Annotated in this window: 6 protein-coding genes and 3 pseudogenes; 1 reads left to right on the forward strand and 8 read right to left on the reverse strand. The window is 60.9% G+C overall.

The features are described from left to right. Positions 1 to 16: 16 nt before the first annotated feature. From AHiyo1_RS00925 to AHiyo1_RS28140, 7 genes and pseudogenes are all read right to left on the reverse strand, one after another. Positions 17 to 208, reverse strand: a pseudogene (locus AHiyo1_RS00925) (IS1634 family transposase); the annotation flags it as partial. A gap of 114 nt (positions 209 to 322) precedes the next feature. Then, a complete protein-coding gene (locus AHiyo1_RS28135; RefSeq protein WP_084784290.1) occupies positions 323 to 1,006 on the reverse strand; it encodes an HNH endonuclease in 684 nt (227 codons plus the stop codon). Positions 1,007 to 1,058: 52 nt separating this feature from the next. Then, positions 1,059 to 1,472 carry a DUF2510 domain-containing protein gene (locus tag AHiyo1_RS25345; RefSeq protein WP_059387318.1) on the reverse strand — a complete coding sequence of 138 codons (414 nt, stop codon included), beginning with the start codon at positions 1,470 to 1,472 and terminating at the stop codon, positions 1,059 to 1,061. Positions 1,473 to 1,565: 93 nt separating this feature from the next. After that, positions 1,566 to 1,769, reverse strand: coding sequence for a hypothetical protein (locus AHiyo1_RS00940; RefSeq protein WP_059387319.1), 204 nt, complete (start codon positions 1,767 to 1,769; stop codon positions 1,566 to 1,568). A gap of 353 nt (positions 1,770 to 2,122) precedes the next feature. Then, the gene (locus AHiyo1_RS25945; RefSeq protein ID WP_059387320.1) at positions 2,123 to 2,383 is read right to left on the reverse strand and encodes an Ltp family lipoprotein; all 261 of its coding nucleotides are present in this window, start codon (positions 2,381 to 2,383) and stop codon (positions 2,123 to 2,125) included. 8 nt (positions 2,384 to 2,391) lie between these two features. After that, positions 2,392 to 2,841, reverse strand: coding sequence for an Ltp family lipoprotein (locus AHiyo1_RS25950; RefSeq protein WP_059387321.1), 450 nt, complete (start codon positions 2,839 to 2,841; stop codon positions 2,392 to 2,394). Positions 2,842 to 3,227: 386 nt separating this feature from the next. Further along, a pseudogene (locus AHiyo1_RS28140) lies at positions 3,228 to 3,920 on the reverse strand (transposase); the annotation flags it as partial. A 957-nt stretch (positions 3,921 to 4,877) separates the two neighbouring features. Between AHiyo1_RS28140 and AHiyo1_RS00960 the strand changes: the two are divergent. After that, entirely contained in the window at positions 4,878 to 5,351 is a 474-nt protein-coding gene (locus tag AHiyo1_RS00960) for a DUF805 domain-containing protein (protein WP_059387324.1), read from the forward strand. 1,183 nt (positions 5,352 to 6,534) lie between these two features. Here the strand turns inward: AHiyo1_RS00960 and AHiyo1_RS00970 are convergent. After that, positions 6,535 to 6,884, reverse strand: a pseudogene (locus AHiyo1_RS00970) (LysM peptidoglycan-binding domain-containing protein); the annotation flags it as partial.

Below are 6,884 nucleotides of genomic sequence, written 5' to 3' on the forward strand. Positions count from 1 at the left end.
GCGATCAGGCGTTCGCGGGGTAGTCGGGGTGGCTGATCTCGGCGAGGTCCTGCTCGTCGAAAAGGCTCATCTGCAACGGCCCGTCGTCCTCGGCGAGGGCCTGGATCGCCGGGGCCCGAAGGCAGGTCACCCAGGACAGGCCGCCGAGCTCGGCCAGTGCCCGGATCCGGGCGCTGGTGATCATGCCCCGGTCCCCGACCATGACCATGTCTCTCACCCCGGTGGAAGGTGGGGATGAGGCCCCAGCGGCCCACGGACAGCTCCCGGGCCACGGTGCCGTCCTCGCCGGGGCGGCCCTGGATGAACGGCACCCGGCGTCGCGTTATTTGACGATGTCTGATTCGGAGCGCGCGATGTGTTCGGCAAGGAAGAGACTGACAACACCAATAGAGCGGAAACAAACGCAGTAAAGCGTCACCAACCAAGCGCGTCGAGACCAAGCATATGAACACCAATAGCCCAGCATCGACGCCGGGCGACTTCGAATCGGAACTGACGAAGCTCTTCCCGCCCGGCGGTGCATTCGTATATAGGCTTTAGCTTGTCTGGCTCTCACATTAAGGTCGTCAATCTGATCTTGGAGTGAACGGAGTCTTGGCTTGTCGGCGCGAAGTCGAGCTTCCTCCAGCCGCTTTTGCTCCAGCCGGGTCCCTAGCAGCTCCCTGCTAACTTCCTTCAGCTCGGTTTCTCGACGGCAAATAATCATGTGAAGCCACAAGTCTGGGTGGGTGCTCCTGAAGACCATACGCTCTAGATTGGCTCGGTATTCTGCGGGCGTGAACTGGTCCGCGGCACGGTCTGATTTCAGAATGTTGCACGCCCTGTGGGACAGGCTGACGTTCCCCCAGACATCCAGGCCCCCAGTGGATACGGGGATAACGTGGTCGATCTCGGAGCTGCGAGGATCCAGACCGCGTAGCTCCAGGTCAACGGGTCCCTGGCATAGCCAGCAAATTCCCTTGTCAAAGTAATACAGATCCGTTACTGCAGTACGGCGCGTTTTCATGAGCGGTATCTCTGCTCGCGAGGCCCGTCTCGAATCTAATTTTCACTCAAGCTCATTCCTTGGGCCGCCAGTTGTCTGTAAACCGGGAGCCGTCCCACCAGCGGAGCCAGCCTTCACGTCCGGGGTCGTCTGCCCAGAAGGCCGGTCCTTGAGCGGTCGGCCGTGGCAAGGGAAATGCAGCCCGTCTGGAATGGCTTCGAAGCAATAGCCCGAGGGTGAGGGCGCCGACAGCCAGAATCGCTAGGATCGCCATAATAGCCGTCATCTTTGCGGCATAGTTGGTGCACGCACCAGCGGTGAAGGTGTCTGCCAGAGACTCCACGAAAGTGGTGCCGCCTGTCATCCGGGTAAGCGCGGATGGGCAGATCGTGTAGCCCGAATTTGTGTAGGGTATGAGGCCGACGATAAGCGTAGCGGCTCCGAGGACGGCCGCGGATACGAAACTGGTAATTACTTTTGCATTCACAATAGGTCCCCGCACTTCATTGGATCCCCCCCATTTTGAAATGAAGTTACGCCCAGCAATCTGCGACGGACGCCGCAAGTTGCTGTAGTGCTTCTAGGCTTCGTCCTGATAAATCGCCCAGTATGCGACGGCATTGGTGTTGATGCAGATCTGGACCGTAGTGGGCACTTCGGGCAGGTATGCGGGCAGTTTCACAAACGGCTTGGTTGAGAGGTCCATTTTCAACTGTTCGACATCCTGGGTGTCAAGCAAGCGAAGTGGCTCCGAATGCGTATTCAGTACGAGGTATTGTGACATGTGCATAGCCTTCCACCGCCGGCCCCGAAATGGAAGCGACTGGGCACCCACACGCGCGGCGCCACAGCGGCAGTTCATCTCATTTTCGGATCAGGCCGGTCCGGACGCATGAAATCCACGCCGTGGCGGGGAGTCAAAATGGAGAAAGCCCACAGCATCAGTCTGCGGGCTTTCTCGTTCGATCAGATTGATTTAGAGCGTGTTGATCCACGCCGCTCGGTTGGAGAAGAATGAGACGGTGGGCTGGTAGAGCACCACGTACTGGCCGGGTGCCCTGCTTGTTATCAAAGCAGACTGTCGCCTTTGCCAGGCAATGCCCCCCAGTATTTGCGGATCGACGAGAAGGCGGCCGGTTACTTCAGCCCCACCTGGTCGGCGGCGTACCCGGCCTGCGTATCGGTGAACTGGTTGCCGGCAGCGCTGGTTAGCTGGGCGATCAGGCTCTGGCGTGAGAAACCCATGCCTGAGGACATGTAGCCCTTCGCTGCCTTGACGGCCTCCGCATTCCAGTCCGCACCAGAGTTGGCGACGGCGGACTCAGCCTGCGGCGCCGTGAACTCGTTACCGGCACTCGAGGTGAGTTGCTTGGTAAGGGAAGCCTGCGAGAATCCCATACCTGAGGTCAGATAGCCTTTCGCCGCTTTGAGGGCCTGCGCGTTCCAGTCTGCCCCGGCGTTATCAACAGCCACTGGGCATCGGCCTGCGCGAAACCGTTACCGGCACTCGAGGTGAGTTGCTTAGTAAGCGAAGCCTGCGAGAAACCTATGCCGGAATCCAGGTAGCCTTTTGCTGCGGCCAGCGCCTGCAGTTGGGCTGCGGTCCCGCTCTGCGCAGCGGGGCTAGCGGCTTGTGTACTCGCCGCCGAGGTGGCCGGAGCGCTCGTCGCGGCGGCGTCCTTCTTACCGGAGTTTGCAGCAATCGCGATGATGATGATGATGACCACAAGAATCATCAGGAGAATGAAACGCTTCTTTTTGAACCACGGACGTGATGCCTTGCGATAGGCCTTGTCTGCTGCGGCTTGGGCCTTCGCGTTACTTTTGACGTCGGGTTGAGTGTTTTCTCGTGTCATTGCGGATCCTGTCTAGAGTGCTTCTTGCATGCGAGCGGAGGACTTGTCCCTGGGCAATGACGCCGGGGTTGCAACCCGAGGCGTGCTGGACGGCGCTCCGGCGGCGCTCTGCCCGCAACCAGCCATCAAAAGCGAGGACAGAGCTAGGGGGTCTTTTCATCGGTTCCCCCCAATTGAAGGCCGGGCCTCCCGGTGTCTTACCGGATTGATTCGGACAATAGCACTCGGTGGACATCCGGGTGCCCTTCGAAATCAAAACGTGATCCTCAAACACCGATGTCACTGGGGCCGTGGCCGCCCTGCCTCGTCACCTTTCGGCGCGGCCTTGGATCCCGACGTAGATGGGAATGGCGACTCGGCTGCGCAGGCCGTCCCGGGTTTCTCCTTCGCATGAAGTGGATCCGGCAGCGCTGCCAGGCCGGCGCCCTGGAACACCGTATCGATGGCTTTCTTCAACCCGGTGTGCGCGTCGGAGATGACCAGCTTCACGCCGTCCAGCCCACGGGTCTTCAACGACCGTAGGAACGCGGTCCAGAAACCCTCGTTCTCGCTGTCGCCGACGTCGAAGCCAAGGACTTCCCGCCGCCCGTCGGCGCGACCCCGAACGCGACCACGACCTCTTGGGACACGACCCGGTGATTCACCCGGGCCTTGCAGTAGGTGGCGTCCAGGAAAACATACGGGTACTCCGTCGACGTCCGCGCCCAGCGCCTTGACCAGGTCATCGACCTTGCGGGTGGAGACCCCGTGCAGGTAGGCCTCCATCACGACGGCGTACAAGGCCTGGTCCACGCGCCGGCGTCGCTCCAGCAGGGCCGGAAGAACGACCCGGTCCGCAGCTTGGGGATCTCCAGGTTCAGGTCCCCGGCCGTGGTGCTCAACGTCCGGTGCCGGGTCCCGTTGCGCTGGGTAGTGCGTTCATCGGTGCGCTCGGACGGGGCGGCGCCGATGAACGCGGTCGCCTCCGCTTCGATGAGCTGCTGATACAGCGATTCGGCCGCGGAACGAATCCGGTCCGAGACATCAGTGAGTTTCAGTTGGCCAAGCAGGTCAAGCAGGGCAGACTGTTCTAGAGTCATCGTGTGTTTGTGTCTTTCCGTGAGTTCTTTGATCGGTACTCACTGACCATCGGACGATGGCTCACGACGTTGCCGGGCAACGCGCTACCGCGGCAGAACTACACCACTCCACGGGACGCAACCATCGATCTGCTGAGGGCTGGCCAATCCACTGCGGACACTGGCTACACCCCTATCCCGGTCGGTACGGGTGTTTCCTGGCATAGGCGCGGAGTTCCGTGGCTCCGTGCGGCAATCGATCTTCGGTCGCGATGCGGAACGTGCTCCAGTTCTATCCATAGCGCGCCGGCCACCCGAGCTGTGCGAGACCCAACGTTTACCCAACGAAAACGACGGAATCCAATGAAAGTAGAGGAAGGCGCGGCGCTGGAGAGCGGCCTCGTTGAGGGCGGAATCACGGGGCTTTCGAGGTCCAACGGAAATTGATGAAAACGCCCGCCCGCTAATCGTGAGGTCGGGAGATCGAGCCTCCCCACCGCTACCAAGTAAAACCCCCGGAATCCGCGAGATTCCGGGGGTTTTTCGTTTTCGGCGCTAGCTGATGGACGCCAAGGTGTAACCACTCCCGCGGCGCACACCAAACAACGGCCTCCGCGCGTTTGGAGCCCCCGCCCCTGCATCTTAGGCCGGCCGGGCCCGGTGTTGGTCCAAGTGAATTAGAGGAGAAATCTGGGCGGTAGCCACAAGGCCACTGGGTGCTTGCCGTAAAGATTTCGCAAAGATCGTGACGAAATGGCGCTACTTGCCGATAGTTTCGGACGCGCCGCCATCTGAGGTTTCCCCCAATTCTCGGGTGGTGCGCATCTAGAAAGATGGCCCGCCGCCTGTGGTTCCCCCAATTCTCAGGCGGCGGCGCCCTTCGAAGATGTCCAAGTCCTATGCACGGAACTCAACGTGGGTACGGCGCGTCGTAACTCGCGATCACCCTCGAACTTACTCGTCTATTTAGGAGATCCATTGTCGTACCAGCAGCAACAAACCACCCAGTTTGGCAGCGCCATTCCGCTTTGGGCCCCGTACTATGGTGCACCGATCGGCGAGGCAGCAAGCCGGTTCTTCAAGAAGTACGCCACGTTCACCGGCCGGGCCAGCCGTAGCGAGTACTGGTGGTGGACCCTCATCTCGGTTGTCGTCACCACCGTGCTGAACATCGTCATGTCCGTAGCTGGCTCCGCGGGTGCCACCGTCAATGACTCCGGAGCTATGGTCCCGGGTCCCGGGGCGATGGTCGGCGTCATCCTCCTGGTCATCTGGGGTCTGGCAGTCATCGTCCCGTCTCTGGCCCTCACTGTCCGCCGCCTCCACGATGTGAACTTCAGTGGCTGGATGATCTTGATCGGCCTCGTCCCGTTCCTCGGTGGACTGGCGCTGCTCGTCTTCACGATCCTGCCGTCCAAGCCGGAAGGCCAGCGGTTCGACGTCCCCGCCTAGCTCCAAATCACAGGACAACCTGAAGGGTCATCGGCCGTGATGCCGGTGGCCCTTCAGTGTCTTCCTCGATTGAGTTTCCTGCCAGGCAGCGACGAACGAAACCCATTGGGTGGGCGTGCAGGGCGCAGCGGCCGGCGCGTCATCGCGCGATACTGGCCCGCATCTCCCGCGCACGGAAGGGCTTGGTGATGAAGTCGTCCGCTCCGGAGCCCATCCGTCGGCCAGTGAAGCCTGCCCTGTGCCTTCGCGAAGCCCGCAAGTTTGCTGGGCACTTGCCGTAAAGATTTCGTAAAGATCCTGCTGAAAAGCTGAGAGCGCGCGCAGCCTGCCGATAGTTTTTAGAAGCGCCGCCACTTGGGTGTCCCCCAATCCTCAGGTGGCGGCGCTTCTTGAAGATCACGGCCAGGGCCTCAGTTACCTGAGCAAAACAGATTCTTCCATAAGCATGTGGCGCCTGGTTGGCGCGCGAGCTGACAGTCTTAGTGAAATCTTGATCTTTTCTTAGTGTTTCCTTGAGGTTCACCCTGTAGTGGGCCGGTTTCGTCTGTCGGCCATCTCAAGCTACGATCAGGAGGTTGTCCGGACCGAAAGGCATCCCTGCTCGTGGATTTTGGCCGCTTTCTCATTGACCTTGTGGTCTTCGTTGGCATCACAGTTGTGCTGATGTGCTCGCTCCACCTGCTCGTGCTGTGGCGCTCGAAGCGGAAGTACAGGAAGCTCTCGCGCCCGGAGCCACGGGCACTTCCGGGCCACGATGCCGGAGCCCGTCCGGAAAGGCGAGGTCCGGCACGCATTCGCGACCAACCGGCGACTGTCAGTGGCGGCCAAAGGCCATGACAATGGCTACTATCGCCGCGACGACCAGCACCGTCGCAACCCAGATCCATTGTTGTCCGTCCAAGTTCGCCCCAATCTCAGGTCTTGATCCAGTCTCCCAAACCGGAGGTTGTTGAGCGAGGTCTTGTGGGGAAGATCGAAAGCCCACCCTTGCAGAAGCAGGCCGAAGCGTTCAGCTTCCGGCCTGCTTTTTCAGCCAGGAAGGGAGTCCGGGTGCCTCCCTTCCTGACCTTCTTTGAGAAGCGATCCCGCGCAACACCCCGACGACACGCCCTCTACGGGGCCTTCTAAAATTCAAAGAGGGTCAGGAAGGGCGCTCGCCCAGCCCGCGCCGACGGGAGCGCCCTTAGTTCAGCGCGATGACCAGCATCTGGTTGGTGCCCGGGATGCACGTCTGCAGTATCGCCCGGGGGAAGCCGCCGAATACTGCTGCGACGTTGTTTGTCGTCCCGCCTTGGGGCACCTGGCCGCGAGCTGTCACGGTGTATGTGCCGTAACCGGGAATGCTCACCGTCTCGCCGACGCCGATACCCGAGAATCGTGCCCACCCGCCGCAGAAATCATGTTCTGTAATGAAAAGCGAATAGGCGTCCGTCGGAGTGAAATGGATCGGGCCTATGCAACTGTCCACAGCCGCCTGGCCGCCGGAGCCCGCAACATAGATGGTCCGCACCGCCGGAGCCGGAGCCGGAGCCG

Source organism: Arthrobacter sp. Hiyo1, assembly GCF_001263615.2.
In the GTDB taxonomy this organism is placed as follows: Bacteria; Actinomycetota; Actinomycetes; order Actinomycetales; family Micrococcaceae; genus Arthrobacter.

Bases quoted from the DNA above. Each gene is read 5' to 3' on its own strand.
- AHiyo1_RS28135 (WP_084784290.1), bottom strand. From the start codon at position 1,006: ATGAAAACGCGCCGTACTGCAGTAACGGATCTGTATTACTTTGACAAG.
- AHiyo1_RS00940 (WP_059387319.1), bottom strand. From the start codon at position 1,769: ATGTCACAATACCTCGTACTGAATACGCATTCGGAGCCACTTCGCTTG.
- AHiyo1_RS25945 (WP_059387320.1), bottom strand. From the start codon at position 2,383: ATGGGATTCTCGCAGGCTTCCCTTACCAAGCAACTCACCTCGAGTGCC.
- AHiyo1_RS25950 (WP_059387321.1), bottom strand. From the start codon at position 2,841: ATGACACGAGAAAACACTCAACCCGACGTCAAAAGTAACGCGAAGGCC.